The 14267-nt window shown below is 57.2% G+C and carries 12 protein-coding genes and 1 pseudogene; 7 read left to right on the top strand and 6 right to left on the bottom strand.

The window, feature by feature from the left end:
- Positions 1-251 precede the first annotated feature (251 nt).
- Together C8P63_RS08010 and C8P63_RS08005 are read left to right on the top strand one after the other, a co-directional pair.
- Positions 252-1511: an NCS2 family permease gene (locus C8P63_RS08010; RefSeq protein ID WP_108023087.1), complete on the top strand. Its 1260-nt coding sequence runs from the start codon at positions 252-254 to the stop codon at positions 1509-1511.
- A 343-nt stretch (positions 1512-1854) separates the two neighbouring features.
- A complete protein-coding gene (locus tag C8P63_RS08005; RefSeq protein WP_170109567.1) occupies positions 1855-5442 on the top strand; it encodes a golvesin C-terminal-like domain-containing protein in 3588 nt (1195 codons plus the stop codon).
- A gap of 54 nt (positions 5443-5496) precedes the next feature.
- Here the strand turns inward: C8P63_RS08005 and C8P63_RS08000 are convergent, their stop codons facing one another.
- Both C8P63_RS08000 and C8P63_RS07995 read right to left on the bottom strand, forming a co-directional pair.
- Positions 5497-6099 carry a trimeric intracellular cation channel family protein gene (locus C8P63_RS08000; protein WP_108023085.1) on the bottom strand — a complete coding sequence of 201 codons (603 nt, stop codon included), beginning with the start codon at positions 6097-6099 and terminating at the stop codon, positions 5497-5499.
- A gap of 134 nt (positions 6100-6233) precedes the next feature.
- Positions 6234-7202 carry a metal ABC transporter substrate-binding protein gene (locus C8P63_RS07995; RefSeq protein ID WP_146172141.1) on the bottom strand — a complete coding sequence of 323 codons (969 nt, stop codon included), beginning with the start codon at positions 7200-7202 and terminating at the stop codon, positions 6234-6236.
- A gap of 465 nt (positions 7203-7667) precedes the next feature.
- Between C8P63_RS07995 and C8P63_RS07990 the strand changes: the two genes are divergently transcribed.
- Positions 7668-8708, top strand: a complete 1041-nt coding sequence (locus C8P63_RS07990; RefSeq protein WP_170109566.1) for a permease — start codon at positions 7668-7670, stop codon at positions 8706-8708.
- Between the two features lie 18 nt (positions 8709-8726).
- Positions 8727-9560, top strand: coding sequence for a TIGR03943 family putative permease subunit (locus C8P63_RS07985; RefSeq protein ID WP_108022972.1), 834 nt, complete (start codon positions 8727-8729; stop codon positions 9558-9560).
- A 42-nt stretch (positions 9561-9602) separates the two neighbouring features.
- Here the strand turns inward: C8P63_RS07985 and C8P63_RS07980 are convergent, their stop codons facing one another.
- Positions 9603-10226, bottom strand: a complete 624-nt coding sequence (locus C8P63_RS07980; RefSeq protein WP_108022970.1) for an SCO family protein — start codon at positions 10224-10226, stop codon at positions 9603-9605.
- A 169-nt stretch (positions 10227-10395) separates the two neighbouring features.
- Between C8P63_RS07980 and C8P63_RS19055 the strand changes: the two genes are divergently transcribed.
- From C8P63_RS19055 to C8P63_RS07970, 3 genes are all read left to right on the top strand, one after another.
- Positions 10396-10551: a hypothetical protein gene (locus C8P63_RS19055; RefSeq protein ID WP_170109565.1), complete on the top strand. Its 156-nt coding sequence runs from the start codon at positions 10396-10398 to the stop codon at positions 10549-10551.
- Between the two features lie 154 nt (positions 10552-10705).
- Positions 10706-11266: a class I SAM-dependent methyltransferase gene (locus C8P63_RS07975; protein WP_108022968.1), complete on the top strand. Its 561-nt coding sequence runs from the start codon at positions 10706-10708 to the stop codon at positions 11264-11266.
- A gap of 23 nt (positions 11267-11289) precedes the next feature.
- A complete protein-coding gene (locus tag C8P63_RS07970) occupies positions 11290-11757 on the top strand; it encodes a GNAT family N-acetyltransferase (RefSeq protein ID WP_108022966.1) in 468 nt (155 codons plus the stop codon).
- Positions 11758-11783: 26 nt separating this feature from the next.
- On the opposite strand, the gene C8P63_RS07965 is transcribed toward C8P63_RS07970, so the two are convergent.
- The 3 genes and pseudogenes from C8P63_RS07965 to C8P63_RS07955 all read right to left on the bottom strand — a co-directional run.
- The gene (locus C8P63_RS07965; RefSeq protein ID WP_170109564.1) at positions 11784-12641 is read right to left on the bottom strand and encodes an aminotransferase class IV; all 858 of its coding nucleotides are present in this window, start codon (positions 12639-12641) and stop codon (positions 11784-11786) included.
- Positions 12638-14005, bottom strand: coding sequence for an aminodeoxychorismate synthase component I (gene pabB / locus C8P63_RS07960; RefSeq protein WP_108022964.1), 1368 nt, complete (start codon positions 14003-14005; stop codon positions 12638-12640). The genes C8P63_RS07965 and pabB overlap by 4 nt, the downstream gene beginning before the upstream one ends.
- A pseudogene (locus tag C8P63_RS07955) lies at positions 14002-14235 on the bottom strand (YunG family protein); the annotation flags it as partial. The gene pabB and the pseudogene C8P63_RS07955, both read right to left, overlap by 4 nt.
- Positions 14236-14267 lie beyond the last annotated feature (32 nt).

The following is a 14267-nucleotide window of genomic DNA, read 5'->3' as shown; positions in this document are numbered from 1 at the left end:
ATAGGTTTGAGTTCACCGGAGTTTATAAACAGCCTTTAATAAGTTGATAAGATAATAGCACACCTCCCATAAGGATTTCAATAATTTTTCGCAATTTCATATTTTCCAATCCATTCTTTTACAGTTTTTGATACCCCCGACCGTCCCCTGACCGCTATAATGGAAGTGTTGTGCCGTGGAGGCACAACGGGTGGGTTGAGGGTTCGATACAGAAAAGGATTTTCTCATTGAAAAGTTGGTTCTTGCGAAGAATGGCGGATTCGTCCGATGCGGTGGAATGGAAGCGGGAATGGATGGCCGGTTTGACTTCCTTTTTCACGGCCGCTTATATCCTGGTGGTCCATCCGATGATCCTGAGGGATGCCGGTATTCCCCTGGGAGCGGGAGTGGCGGCCACGGTGGCCGCCACCGCCTTCGGCTGCCTGTGGATGGCGTTTGGTGCCCGGGCTCCGGTTCTCTTGATTCCCGGGATGGGGGTCAACGCCTTCTTCAGCTACACCCTCATCCAATCGCTGGGCCTCAGCTGGCAGGAAGGACTGGCGGCCGTGACCGTTTCGGGGATCCTCTTCTGGATGGCCGCGGCAACCCGTCTCGGCTCCCGGCTTTTCCAAGCCGTGCCGGCTTCCCTGAAGCACGGCGTCACCGCCGGGATCGGCTTGTTTCTCGCTTTTATCGGCCTGCAAAAGGCCCAATGGATTCAAACCGACGAGAACACGATGGTGGCGTTGGGTGACTTCGGACAGCCAGTCCCTCTGGTGACCGTGACCGGACTGCTGATCACGCTGCTTCTCTATTCGCGGAAAGTACCGGGCAGCTTGCTGTGGGGGATTCTGGTCACCACCCTGCTCACTTACGGAATCGGAGGGATGCCGGATGCAAACACTCCCTCTCCCCGGCTGATGGAGTTTGGCACGGTCCTCTTTTCGGCGAAGTGGAATCTGTTTCATTACCCGTTCTGGGTGGCCGTCTTTTCCCTCACCATGATCGTCGTCTTTGAAAACATGGGATTGTTGCAGGGGATGCTGTCCGACCCAAAACAATTTCCGAAGGCTTACCGGGCCACCGCCGTCTCCACCGTCGCTTCCGGTTTTCTGGGAACCAGCCCGACCGTCGCGGCGGCGGAAAGCGCCTCCGGAATCGCCGAAGGGGGGCGGACCGGGATCCCGCCGCTCGTGACGGGACTTCTCTTTTTGCTCGCCTTTCCCGCTCTCCCACTGTTGGGGAAGATTCCGGACCATGCGGTGGCTCCCGTCCTGATCGTCATCGGAGCCCTGATGGTGCAGAGCGTCCAGCACATTCCCTTTTCCGATTTCTCCGAGGGGTTCCCGGCGTTCTTCATTCTCGCCGGCATCCCGCTGACCTCCAGCATCGCCGACGGACTGGCCTTCGGTTTTATCACGTATCCGCTCTTGAAAACGGCGGCAGGCAAATGGCGGCAGGTTCCCGTCCCCGTCTATCTCATCGCGGGTTTGTTTCTGGCCAACCTGATCGCCGTCTCCATGATTCACTGATCACCGCGCGCACCGCTTCCCGGTGCGCGCTTCACTTTTGGCAGGGATTTATGGACAGAGGATGGTGTTTCGTTCAATTTTTCGTAAAAAATTGTCGAAAACGGTCACAAAAGGGAAAGTGCTTTCGAATAACTTATTTGGGGGGGGAATTAACCGATCGGGATGAGCCCGGCTCATCTCCTGATCGGGGTGGACCCAATTCAAATAAAGGGGGACAGGAATCCTGAAACGTTTAACCAAACGGTCTATTGCTGTTGGCGTTGTCTCCCTATTCATACTCTTCCTATTGATGGCGCTGCCGGTGGTGCCCGCTTCCTGGGCGAAGCCGGCGAAGATCAAAGTGATGGAAAAGACCATCCATCACCGGTCCAAATCGGATTTCGCCAAAGGGAAAGGCAAAAACCTCGACATTCAGTCCAGTGGAAACAAAGCACTTCTCTCCATGAAAACGGACGGGGAAGAGGCGGAATACACCTCCCCGGTCATCCAGTCCGACATGGTTTTCACCGATGTGGGGTTGCATTGGACAAACACCGCCAAGGCGGCAAAAAACCCACATTACCATTCCGCTCAATTTTCCCTCCGAACTTCCAAAGACGGGGAAAAGTGGACGGAATGGAAAGAAGTCCACGTCTCCCACCAAGGACCGGAACACAAACAGAGCGAGGAAACGCTCGGTGACCTGGTGTACGGGGATCACGGAAAATTCATTCAGTACAAAATCACCATGAAAGCCCACAAGGGCGTCAAGCCCCGGATCCGGGACATCAAACTGTTCCTGCTCAACTCGGAAGACGGAACCAAAGTGGAAGCCAAGGGCAAAATGACCCTGGCCGGGTTCCTGTCAGAGAGAGCCCAGGCCGCCATTGACCGCCCCAACATTGTCAGCCGGGCGGAGTGGGGAGCGGATGAGTCCCTCCGCTATGTTGACGGAAAGGAAGACTGGCCCAGGGAGTACGATGATCATGTCAACCACCTGGTCTTCCATCATACCGATACCCCCAACGACGACCCCGATCCGGCGGCCCGGGTGCGTTCCATCTATTACTATCACGCCAAGGTGAATGAATGGGGTGACATCGGCTACAACGCCGTTATCGGAAGCGACGGCAAGATTTACGAAGGCCGGAAAGGGAAAGACGGGGACGTTCTCACCCCCGGAGTGGTGGGCGCTCATGCGTACGGATTCAACCACTATTCCTTCGGCGTCTCCATGATGGGGACCTACACGGATGCTCAACTCCCGGACCATATGCACAACGCCCTGATCGACTTACTTTCCTACCAGGCGGACCTGCACGGAATCGATCCCCTGGGGAGCACGGATTATGTGCGCAACTATGAATATGACGAAAGCACCGGAATCCCGAAAGAGGACCCCGACGTACCCAACATCCTGGATCACCGACGCGTCCCCCGGGCATCGACGAGCTGCCCCGGCGATATGCTGGACGCGGAATATGAACGGATTCGTCAGGAGGTGGCCGACCGGCTGGCGGCGGCGGACGGGTCCACCATCACGCTGGACAACAGTGATCCGGACAACGTGGCCGACGGGGATTGGGTCACTTCCACCAACGTTTCCGGCTATTACGGTTCCAACTACCAGGCCAATGACAGCGGCTGGGGAATCGCGCCGGACACCTTCACCTGGAACTTCAACCTGCCGGCGGCCGGCAAGTACCGGGTCTATGCCTACTACACAGCGGCTTTTGACCGGGCCACCGACGCCCCCTATGAGATCCACACCAAAAACGGCGTCGTCACCAAAGAAGTCAATCAGCAGGTAAACGGAAGCTCCTGGGTGGAACTCGGCACCTACGAGTTCAACAGCGGCGCCAACAAAGTCGTTCAGACCGATGATGCCGACGGGTACGTGATCGCCGACGGTCTCCGGCTGGAAAAGGTGGAAGATGCTCCCGAAGCCCAACCCGCCACGGCCATCGTGGACAACACCGACAGCCAGTACACCACTTCCAGCGGCAGCTGGCCCACATCGACCAACGCACCGGGTTACTACGGTTCCAATTACCAGCCCAATGCGGCGGGCAGCGGCGGTGACACCTTCACCTGGAAGTTCACCCCTCCGGAAACCGGCAGTTACAAGGTCTCCGTCTATTACGCGGCAGCTTCCGACCGGGCTTCCAACGCTCCGTTCACCATCCTTCACGGGGATGGAACGGCGACCCGGCGGGTGGACCAACGGACCAACGGCGGTCAGTGGGTGGACCTCGGCACCTATCACTTTACCCAGGGCACCACAGGCAAGGTTACCCTGACCGATGATGCCGACGGCTACGTGATCGCCGATGCCGTCAAATTTGAACGGACTTCGGACGTGCTGATCAGCGATAACGCCGACAGCGAAAATGAAGGCATTGGAACCTGGAAGACATCCACCAATCTCAAACATTACGGAAGCAACTACCAATATGACTACAAGGGGACCGGGGACCATACCTTCACCTGGAACCTGAAGATCCCGGAAACGGGAACCTACCGGGTCTACGCCCAGTACCAGGCGTATACCGACCGGGCCTCCAACGCTCCCTACACCATCCACCACCAAAGCGGGACCTCGACGGTCAAGGTGGACCAGCGGGTCAACGGCAGTCAATGGGTGGATCTGGGGACCTACAACTTTGAACAGGGCACCGGCAGCAAGGTGATCCTCTCCGACAACGCCGACGGCATCGTTGTCGCCGACGCCATCAAGTTGGAGCGCGTCGAGCAAAACACGGTGATCAGTGACAACGGCGACCCCGGAAACGAGGGCATCGGGGCTTGGAAGAGTTCCAACAACGTGGCCGGGTTTGAAGGCGACGACTACCAGTACGACTACAAGGGAACCGGAGACCATACCTTCACTTGGAATCTGAACATCCCCAAGGCCGGGTATTACAAGGTTTATGCCAAATATATGGCCTACACCGACCGGGCGACCAACGCCCCCTACACGATCTATCACCAGGACGGGCAAACCGTCCAGCGAGTCAACCAGCGGAAAAACGGCAGCCAATGGGTGGAGCTGGGCACCTTCCGGTTTGAAGCCGGCACCGGCAGCAAAATCGTCCTCTCGGACAAGGCCGACGGCATTGTCGTGGCGGACTCCGTCAAGCTGGAGCCTGCGCCGGTAACCGTCACCGGGGACAACACCGACTCCAATGTGGACTCCGTGGGAACCTGGAAGACCTCGAACAACATTTCCGGTTACACCGGGACCAGCTACCAGTACAACGGTCCCAACAACCCCGGAGAGGGAGCTTGGTTCGCCTGGAACCTGAACATCCCGGAAGCCGGTTCCTACGACGTTTATGTCAAATACATGGCCTATAAAGACCGGGCAAGCAACGCGCCTTACACCATCCACCACAGGGACGGGCAGACCACCCGCCGGGTGGACCAACGGACAGGTGGAAGCCAGTGGGTCTACATCGGGACCTATAACTTTGATCAGGGAACAAGCAAAATCGTTCTCTCCGATGACGCGGACGGCTTCGTCATCGCCGATTCCGTCAAGCTGGAGAAGGCGCCCACCACCATCACCAGCGACAACGCCGACACCGGAAACGAAGGCATCGGCGCCTGGAAGGTGTCAAACAATATCTCCGGCTATGAAGGGACGAACTACCAATACGACTACAAAGGAACGGGGGATCACACCTTCACCTGGAACTTTGACGTGAAGGAAGCCGGCTCCTACAAAGTCTACGCCAAATACATGTCTTACACCGACCGGGCAACCAATGCTCCCTACACCATCCACCACAAAGACGGCCAAACCACCAAACGGGTGGACCAGCGCACCGGTGGAAGCCAATGGGTCTACATCGGAACCTACAACTTTGACACCGGCACGGGCAAAGTCGTCCTCTCCGATGATGCCGACGGGATCGTGGTCGCGGACGCCATTCGCCTGATCAAAGAATGAAACGAAGAAAGCACCCTCGCAGCGAGGGTGCTTTCTCTGTCTTGCGGTCCCTGTTCAGGTCTTGGAAATCCGGCGGGGAAGTTCCCAGTGTAAGATGAGAGAAGCCAACCGCAACAGCAATACCGACACAAAGAGAAGATAAAGCTGCCAATCTTCCCGGACAAGACCGACGCCGATCATCCAGCCGGCGATCACCGCCCAAACGGCGTAGATTTCTCTCCGGAAGACGAGGGGCTTCCGTCCGGCCAGCACATCCCGGATGACCCCCCCGCCGATTCCCGTCAACACCGCCGCCGTCACCACGGCGATGGCAGGCAGTTCCATCCGGATGGCGGACAGCGCCCCCTGTATGGAGAAAGCCGCCAGACCGACGGCATCGAAAACAGGGTACCAGGTTTTCCACCTCTCGACCCGGAAGGAAGGAACCGCCGTGATAAACAGGATAACGAACAGAGCAAGGTAGATCGACATCTCCTCCCTCCAAAGGGAAGAAACCGGCACACCGATGAGGATGTTTCGGATGACTCCGCCCCCGAAGGCAGTGACAAATCCAAGCACCAATGTCCCGAACAAGTCGTATTTTTCCTCCATCGCCACCAGCGCCCCGCTGACGGCGAAAGCGACCACCCCGATGAGGTTAAGGATCTCCCAGACCAACGTTTTCACCCCGATCCACCCGATTCTCTCACAATGTACTATACATGCGGAAACCAGGGAAGTGATGAAAACGCTCCCATCCAATTTCCATTTCATGCAAAAAACCGTCTCCGGAACGGACGGTTTTTGACTTCTCATTTGGCGCCCAGGGCTTTCCCCAAGTGGTCGATGTTTTTCTCCATCAGCGTGAAGTAATTTTCCCCTTTCTTCTTTTCCGCCGGGGTCAGGCCCTCCAGGGGGTGGAGGGTCAAGGACCGGGCCCCCACTTCCTTCTGCACGGCTTTGGCTACTTTTCCGTTTACCAGGGTTTCAAAAAGGATGTAGTTCACTTTATGTTTCCGGGCGATTTTCACCACTTCCCGAAGTTCCTTCGCGCTCGGTTCGTCGGAAGGAGACAGGCCGGAGACGGCCACCTGGTTCAGGCCGTAACGGTCCGCGATGTAGCCGAAGGCGGCGTGGGAGACGACAAAGGTTTTCTTGTCTCCTTTTTCCACTGTTTTCTTGAATTTCTCATGCAATCGGTCCAGCTTTCCGGCCAACTTATCATAGTTTTTTTCATAGGCTTCTTTGTGTTCGGGGTCCTTTTTCACCAAGGCGTCCCGAATCGTGGCGGCCTGTTTTTTGGCCCGCAGGGGATCCAGCCAGACATGGGGGTCGTGGTCCCCGTGACCGTGCCCTTCTTCCTGACTGTGACCATGCTCTTCCTCGTGATGACCATGTGCTTCATCCGCTTCGATGAGCGGAATCCCCTTGGCCGTTTCCACCACCGTCGTCTTTTCCCCGTCCAGCGTCTTCTTTACCTGATCGATCCAGCCCTCAAAACCGACACCGTTGTAAAGAAACACGTCGGCTTCGGAGATTTCGACCACTTCCCTGGCCGTGGGTTCATAAGAGTGGGGATCCGCCCCCGCCGGGACCGCATGGGTCACTTCCACATGCTTTCCGCCGATTTCTTCGGCAAAGAAGGCCAACGGATACATGCTGGTCTGCACCTTCAATTTTCCGTCCGCAGAAGCGTCATCCCCGCCGCCGCTGCTGCAGCCCGAAGCTGCCAGCAGGACGACGAGGACCAGGATGCCGACCCTGATGATCGCTCTGTTCAACAACCCGCACCTCCCGTAAGAAATTCCATCCCCTGAAAGTATTGTGAAAAAGTAAGCGGCAGCATTTACCCAAAGCCGCTCCGGCTGCTGTCCTGCAGAGATGTAGGCACTGTCCGCTCCGAATCTTCCTGCTGCGGGCAGGGGCAAACACCTTTGGATGCAACACAGAGAAGCTTTTGCCCCTAAACGCCCTTGCCGGCTGATTCTCCGCTGGGCAGGACAGCAAAGTCGCTATTTTGGGTAAACGTTCCCTTCTTCTGAGCCTGACAATCCATCACAACGCTTCTTATGATGACTGATCTCATTATAATCCCTGTTCCCCGGTTTGTAAATCGTAATTATTACGATTATAAAGCTTATGAAGGGTTGTATAACGGAGGAATCGCCTGTATGATGATGACGATAACCGGTTCTAAATCAGACCGGACGGGAATAAACTTGTCCAAAAGCGACGGGAGGTGCAAAATGGCTCGTTGGATCCGTAATTGGTCGGCGGAAATCGGGGGGTTTGCCGTTCTTCTCCTGTTTTTCTGGTTGATCCAGGGCGGCATCGAGACGCTGTACGGTCTGAAATTCCCGAGCTTAACCGTCTCTGTGGAAGTGGAAACCGTAACCACTCTGTTTCTCAGCATTTTTATCGAAGGGATCCCCTTCATCCTGATGGGCGTGCTGGTATCCGGTTTGATCCAGGTGTATGTCCGTGAGGAACTCATCTGGCGACTCGTCCCGAAAAAAAGGATACTCTCCATCCCCATGGCAAGCTTGCTGGGGCTTTTGCTCCCCGTGTGCGAATGCGGGATCGTTCCGGTGACAAGGCGCCTGATCCAAAAGGGGCTGCCTCCTCACACCGCTTTCACTTTTCTGCTTTCGGCCCCGGTTGTCAACCCGATCACCATCGTGTCCACTTACATCGCCTTCGGGTTTGATTGGGGAATCACCCTCTCCCGACTGGCCCTGGCGGGAATCATCGCCTGTACCATGGGGTGGGTGTTCTCTTGGTTTTTGAAAGGAAGTCCTCTTCGGCCGGATGGAAAAGAGGATGAAAACCATCCGTGTCAGGAACCCGCATGTAACCATCACGCACACTCCCGCCGCCACCGGGAAGACCGGTTGGGTCATGCCCTGTATCACGCCGTTTTTGAATTCATGGATATGGGAAAATACTTTGTTGCCGGAGCCATGGTGGCCGCCCTGTTTCAAACCGTGATCGGTTTGTCCGCCATCCGCGATTTTGCCCAGAACGAATGGATCACCGTGCTCCTCATGATGGGTCTGGCTTTCGGTCTTTCCCTGTGTTCATCGGCCGACGCTTTCGTGGCGGCCTCCTTCCGCAACGCTTTGCCGACCACCTCTCTTCTGGCTTTTCTGGTGTTCGGACCCATGATGGACCTGAAGAACCTCTTTATGATGGTGGGAAGTTTCCGTCTCCGGGTGATCGGCATCTTCTTCGGGGGCACCTCGCTTCTTACCCTGACTGCCATCATCGCCTGGAAAGCCTTCCAATGAGGAAAGGAGATCAAAACCATGGGCGCTTTTCTTCGCGCTTCCGTCTGCTTGGGAACGGCCCTGTTGCTGACCGTGCTGATCGTTACCGGAGAACTCCGGTTCTATGTGAATCCCCGTTTTTTGCCTTTCACCGCCGCCGGGGTGCTCTTCCTCCTCCTCCTCGGTCTGGTGCAACTCTGGAACCTGCGGACACCGGCACTTCACCGGACGGGGGTGATCGGCTACCTTCTTCTCCTTACGCCTCTTCTGCTTTTCATTCTTGTCCGGCCCGGTGCATTGGACGTTTCCATAGCCGCCAACAAGGGAGTCTCGTATCTTTCCCCCGAAGCCATGCAAAAGGAGCAGAAGCCCCTGACCCAAAAAGAGGCTGAGCAACGAAAAAAGGGCGAATCGCCCGACAAAGACCCGGGAGAGAACGATGAGCCGCTGTCCGAAACCGATCCGAATGAATACTACCAACGGTTTCTCGAAGAAATGAAATCCGCACCGGTGATCGATTTGAAGGACGAGAAATACATCAGCCGGCTGAGTACGATCCAGTTGTATCATAAAAAAGATCTGAAAAATAAACGCACCCGAATCCGCGGGTTTGTATACCGTTCCGACGACCTCCCCGAAGGGATCGTGATGGTGTCCCGCTACACCGTCACCTGCTGTGCGGCGGACGCCAGTGTCGTGGGGGTTTTCGCCTCGTTTCCCGGAGTGGAGCAACTCGGGGAAGGAATCTGGATCGAAGTGGAGGGGCCGCTGAAATCCGTCCGCTTCCAAAACAGTGACATGCCGTTGGTGAAAGCCGACGGTTACAAACGGATCCCCGCTCCCGCAGATCCTTATATCTATGCCGGTTTCTGACTTGAAACAAGGCCCCTCCTGACAAAGGGTCTTGTTCCGCCGTCACTGGAGGGAATGAACATCCCGCAGAATTTGATCGTAATCCGGACGGAGTCCGTCATAGGACGACATCACCTTCCCGTGGCCGTTAACCAGATAAAAGCGGGTGGAATGACCGATGACGGGAGGCCCTTCCCCCGGAATGTCCTGCGGCTGTACCGGAGTTCCGAAAGCGGTCTTCAAGAACCGGTGGAATTCCGGTTCGCTGTCGTCAGTCAGGAAGTGCCAGTTGCCGGAGTCGGTCCTCAGGTTGTGTGCATAGCGCTTGAGAACATCGGGGGTGTCATGGAGCGGATCCACACTGAAAGAGACCAGCTTCACATTCAGACCGGTTTCTTTCAGCCGGTCCCGGAGGCGGGCCATATTGGCCGTCATGGGGGGAGCCGTGTCGGGACAACGGGTGTAGATGAGGTTTGCCATCCAGACAGTTCCCTTCAGTTCTTTTGTCCCGAAGGGCTTTCCATTTTGGTCGGTATAAGTGAACACCGGAATCGGGGAACTGTTCACCCCGATGGCATCGGGACCGGGATCCAGAGTTTCCCGGTCCCAGTCCAACCAACCGTAAAGCGTCAGAACCGCCGCCATTGCCAACCCCCACCCCATTTTCCCTCCCGGAAAGCCCGTCATCGATCTTTGCCTCCTCCCGATTGTGACCGGTGTTGACCAGGACTTGCTCACTCCTGATATATGGCGGGCCGGTCCCGATTATGACAGGCCGTTGGTTTACCGCTTGTTTGCATAATCCCGACGACGGAGACGAAAGCTTATATCAGAAACCGCACAAGGAGGGTGCCCCATGCCGACCAACGACGAACGTCACAAAAGCCCCGTGGTGGAACCCGCGGAGCGAAACAACGCCGGGAGAAAACCACCGGTCCGTGCCGGGGAAAAAGAAGAAGGCGTTCCTTTTCCGAAATCCGCCCCACAGCAGAGTCCCCGGAGGGAAGAGTGATCAGCGAAAAAAACCGCCCCAGAGGAGGGGCGGTTTTCTCCTTGGTCCATCCGTGGTGAAAACGGATGAAACGGAACCCTGATGGAACTCGTAATCTTGGATAAGGGGTTTTCTCCGGATTCACAACTAAACCGAACAAGGAGTTCCAAGACACATGAAAAACCTTTTTACAGAACGGACGCTGTTTTTCACCAAATTCCTTCAGTCACCGGGAAACATCGGTTCGGTTCTGCCCAGTTCCCGGTTTTTGGTTCAGGCCATGCTGAAACCGGTGGACTGGCAGCAAACCCGCACCCTCGTCGAACTGGGGGCGGGCACCGGTGTCCTCACCCGCCACATCCAGGAGCAAATCCATCCGAATTGTCGGGTCGCGGTCTTTGAACAAGATCCGGAGTTGCGCGAAAAACTGAGGCAAACCTTCCCCCGTTACCGTCATTACTCCCGGGCGGAAGAATTGGGAAGTGGGGAGCCCTTTCCCCCCGGACAAGTCGATTGTGTCCTGTCGAGCCTGCCCTTTTTCAATTTCCCCCCGGAAAAGAGGGAAATCATCCTGGAGGCGATCTTCCGATCCCTGAAAAAGGGCGGCATCTTCGTCACTTATCAATATTCCCTTCAGATGAAAAGGGAGTTGAGTCGGCTTTTTCATTTGAAAGACGTGCGGTTTGTGCCCCTGAATATTCCCTGTGCTTTTGTTTATGTCTGTCAAAAGCCTTGATCTTGAAAAAAGGAGTGTTCCCCTTGGAGATGCGACCCCTCCGGCCTTCCGATTACGACCGGGTCATCCGGGTGCTCAACATGTGGTGGGGGGGACGGCATGTAAGCGACATGCTCCCCAAGCTCTTCTTCAACCACTTCCATCCCACCAGTCTGGCCCTGGAAGAGGAAGGTGAAGTGATCGCGTTTCTGGTGGGTTTCATCTCACCCGGTCAGCCGGAGGAAGCCTACGTCCACTTCGTGGGGATTGACCCTCGCCACCGGAGAAAAGGGCTGGGTCGCCGGTTGTACGAAGCGTTTTTCGATTCGGTTTCCTGCCGGGGATGCCGTCGGGTCCGCTGCCTCACCTCTCCGGTCAACAAAGGATCCATCGCCTTCCACACCTCTCTCGGCTTCCGGATGGCACCGACGGATACCGAAGATGAAATTCCCATCCACAAAGACTACGACGGTCCCGGAAGGGACCGCGTCCTGTTTGTCAAAGAGCTTTGAACAAAGCCGGCGAATCCGCCGGTTTTTCATCTCCGGGTCTGCCGATCAATATCCTCCCGCCAGGCCCGGATCAGACGACGGGTGACGGGGCCGGGGGTGCCGTCGCCGACCGGACATCCGTCAATTTCCCGGCAGGGAAAGGGACCCCAGGTGGAGTTGGTGAAAAAGACCTCCTCCGCTTTCCACAACTCCGCGGTCTCCAGCCGGGTCTCCTCCAGCGGAAGTTTCAGCCTTCGCGCCGTCCGGATCGTCCAGGCCCGGGCCACTCCGGGAAGCGGTGCCCGATCGAGGCCCGGGGTGCGGATCGTTCCCCGGGTGACGAGAAACAGGTTGGAGGAGGCCCCTTCCGAAAGGTCTCCTTCCATCGTCCGGAGAATCGCCTCCCGGGCTCCCTTTTTTTCCGCATCGTCTTTTGCCAGGAGGCTTTCGAGAAAGTGGAGGGTTTTGTGGCCGGAAATCGGAGAGGCGGGGTTTCTCGCCGGAAAGGAAACCACCGCGGGGATCCCCTGTTCATACCGCCCCGGATCCAACCGCTGTTCTCCGGCTTCCACCCAATAGCGGGGCCGGTCCAGCCGGTCCAAGGGGATCCCGTACCCTCCGTCTCCCCGGGTCAGGGTGAGGCGCAGATATCCGCTCCCCACCCCGTTCAGCCGGATGGCCTCCCGGATGGCTCCTTTCAGCTCGTCCTCTCCGGGCACCCGGGCAAACCGGAGGGTCTTCGCGCTCCGGATCAGGCGGTCCAGGTGCTCCTCCAAAAAAAGAGGGATCCCCCGTTCCACCCGGAACGTTTCAAACAACCCGTCTCCGAACAACGCCCCCCGGTCCCGCACCGGGATCCGGGCATCGACTTCCTCCACTCCTTCACCGCTCACGATCCACTTCACACTTTCATCCCCTTTGCCGCCCATTGTCGGATTGCTTCCTCCATCCCCCGGCCTTTGGCCCGGGTTTCTTCGTATTCCAGAAGGGGATCGGAATCGGCCACGATGCCCCCGCCCACGTGGTAGGAAAGGGTCCCCGTCTCACCACCGGTCCAGGTCATCGTCCGGATGGCGATGTTCCATTCACCGGTCCCTCTCGGATCCGCGTATCCGATGGAACCGGTATAAAAGCCGCGACGACTCTTTTCCACCTCGTGGATCACCTGCATCGATCGAAGTTTGGGCGCTCCGGTGATGGAGCCGCCGGGAAAGACGTGACGAAAGATCTGCCCCGGCCCCGTTTCCTCCGGAAAACGGCCCGTGACCCGGGCCACCTGGTGCCAGACCGTCGGATGGGCTTCAATGGTGAAGAGTTCGGGCACCCGGATCGAACCTGTCTTGCAGAACTTCCCGAAGTCGTTCCGTTCCAGATCGACGATCATCACCAGTTCCGCCCGGTCCTTTTCGCTCATCTTCAGTTCCTCCCGGTAATGCCGGTCTTCCGCCGGGTTCTCTCCCCTGGGGCGGGTGCCCTTGATCGGACGGGTTTCGATGAATCCCCGTTCCCAGCGCAAAAACTGCTCGGGGGAAGAAGAGAGGACAGAGAAACCCGGGAACCGCAAAAAAGCCGACCAGGCTCCGGGATTGGTCTTCCGGAGCGCCTCAAAGAGCCCCCGGGGGTCCCCTCTCATCTCTCCTTCCACTCGATAAGCCAGGTTGGCCTGATAGATGTCCCCCCGTCCGATATATTCCTGGACCCGGAGGACCCGGTGCATATATTCCTCCCGCCCGATTTCCGGGGTCATGGGGCGGAGGATCTCCACCGGCATCTTTCGTCCGGATGGCTCCCGGTTTTTTTCCGAGGTCAGCTTCCGGACCAGCTGCTCCAACTCCCTTTCCGGATCCCCTTCCCGCACCGTCACCGTCACCCAGGCGGCATCCGTTTCTCCGTCCGTCACCAACACCTTGCCGGGGATCATGAGGACGGCGTCGGGGACGGAGGTCATCCGTTTCTTGGGCGGAGCAATCCTCTCCAGATCCCAGGCCAGTTCATACCCCAGACAGCCGAGCACCCCGGTGAGGAAGGGCGGGGCGTCGGACGGAGCCTTCAATGCGGTCATATCGCTCAGGAGGTCGTCCAACACCCGGAAAACGTCCGGCTGATCCCCGTGGTGAAACACGCCTTTCCAAACCGGATCCCAAGCCAGAACCGTGTATCGCCCCCGCCCGCAGCTGTCCAGGAGCACGGTGTCTCCTCCCCCGGTGAGCCGGGCCTCCTCCCGCACCGCATCCGGTTTTGTCTCCAAACGCGTCCACGCCGTCTTCATCCCTCGTCCCCTCCTGCCTTTTCTTTCCACGATGATTTTAACTTACCCCAATCGGATTCATTTTGAATTCCGATGATGACCGCTTCCTTCAGGTAACGGTACTGCCGGTGATCGGGATCGGCGAAGGCTTCCGCTCGGTCGGAGGAAAGGTCTTGGTAATGGATGGGTTCCGCAAACTGGGATGCGGTGAAATCCCACCTTCGGCCTTCCAACCGGTTGTAGAAGTGCCACCCTCGAAAATTTTCAGCAACATTTCAGGTGA

Origin of the sequence: Melghirimyces profundicolus, assembly GCF_003054245.1 — a bacterium.
GTDB classification, from domain to species: domain Bacteria; phylum Bacillota; class Bacilli; order Thermoactinomycetales; family DSM-45169; genus Melghirimyces; species Melghirimyces profundicolus.
The sequence above is the reverse complement of the archived record's forward strand: the minus strand, read 5'-3'. Positions and strand labels throughout refer to the sequence as shown.